This is a genomic window from Roseburia sp. AM59-24XD, from assembly GCF_003478445.1.
Taxonomy (GTDB): domain Bacteria; phylum Bacillota; class Clostridia; order Lachnospirales; family Lachnospiraceae; genus Jutongia.
Genome location: NZ_QUET01000072.1, coordinates 1 through 1,496, shown reverse-complemented (window position 1 = coordinate 1,496; position 1,496 = coordinate 1). Strand labels below are relative to the sequence as shown.

1 protein-coding gene is annotated in these 1,496 nt (G+C 42.8%); it reads right to left on the bottom strand.

What is annotated here, in order from left to right; genetic code table 11:
* Positions 1–162: 162 nt before the first annotated feature.
* A complete protein-coding gene (locus DXA20_RS15920) occupies positions 163–1,311 on the bottom strand; it encodes a transposase (protein ID WP_118562105.1) in 1,149 nt (382 codons plus the stop codon).
* Positions 1,312–1,496: the final 185 nt, after the last annotated feature.

Sequence of the window (1,496 nt, the reverse complement as noted above, 5' to 3'; positions counted from 1 at the left end):
CCTGAATCCGTGAACCTTGTTTCAAAATGAAAAAGCACACAGGAAATGTTTGCCATATTTGTTATTGTATACTAAATTTTGAAAATGCTGCATAATTTTGCGTTCAAAAAAAGACTGCACCATTTGTGTGCAGCTGCCATTGCCATATTCAGCTACCTGTTGTCAGGTGATGAATGCAAAGCTGTCATAAAGACGCTTGAAAGTAAATCTCCAGCGATTACTCCTTCCAATGGACAGCACCAGACGGCCGGCATGTTCTGTCAGATGTCCCGCAAACTGCATAAGATTACTGATCACCGTACGTATTCTTCGGCGATGTATTTTCTTCCGGCCGGGAGCATCCTTCTTTTTCAGCGATTCCTGCCCTATGATTCGAAGGATATTATATGCGATCATTGTCAGCTCCAGCACCAGTTTGTTGCTCTCAAACTTTCCCGACGGGAGTCTTTCAACATCCATGTCCGTCTTGATTTCACTGTGATACTGCTCACTTTCTCCGTGGGCATGGTAAAGATCAATGACTGTTTCGTCTGGCAGGGAAGTGTTTGTCCAGTATGTGCCCAGTTCTATATCGGGTACGATAAAATACTGCCCATATCGGTCAATGGTTCTTTCCGTGATCTCATAAATTGTGCGTATTCCGACAGTTTTCTCCTCGTTATCAGAAAGGGAATATGTCACATTCCGGAAGGTCTGTCCGATATAAACAGTTTTCCCATCACGTGGATGCTGGATATTCTGGCAGTGCTGTTTCCAAATCCGCAGTTCAAGATTGACGAGGTATCCTTCTGTGCCGATATATGCCATAATTGGTGCATATCCGTCAAAACCCTTGTAGGTACGGGATACGCCTTTCTTATTGGATTTCGAATTGTCAAAGGGGGTTACATCAATATCGACAGGAACAAAGCCGTTATCCAGGGCTGTCGGCTTTATGTGCATTTCACGCAGCATGTCGACATTTGCCTGCTGGATGTCTTTGCGCAGGGAATCCCCGATCATGTCAAAACGCTGACGGAGTGTTTCGGCGGAAGGAATTGCATAGGAGATGCCTAATGCGTATTTGTAGTAGTCAGGGTCATCCATCATTTCACGGACAGCCTCATACTGGGGTTTTCCCTGACAGAGCATACCAATATAGGTGAGGAGCACGTCTCCATTTTTTATCTGTTTCTGCAGATAATCTTTTGAAATTGGAGCACGGTTGATTTTTTTAACAAAACTGCTTTTTCCAAGTATTTGCCCTACGAATACCAGACCACTGGGAGTAATGAGCCGCTCATCGCTGAATTCAATGTGTATTTTCTTCATTGCACTGCCTCCGCCTATCTTTTGATACTTTCATTATACAGGATAATGCATGATGATACAGTAAAAAAACAAAATTTTGTTTAACCTAGTGGGTGAAATAAAATGTATTGCGAAAATCAGTTTCCAGCAGGTATTATTGCTGAAAAAAAGGGATGTAACACTATGGTAAGTTTCACGGAATAAGG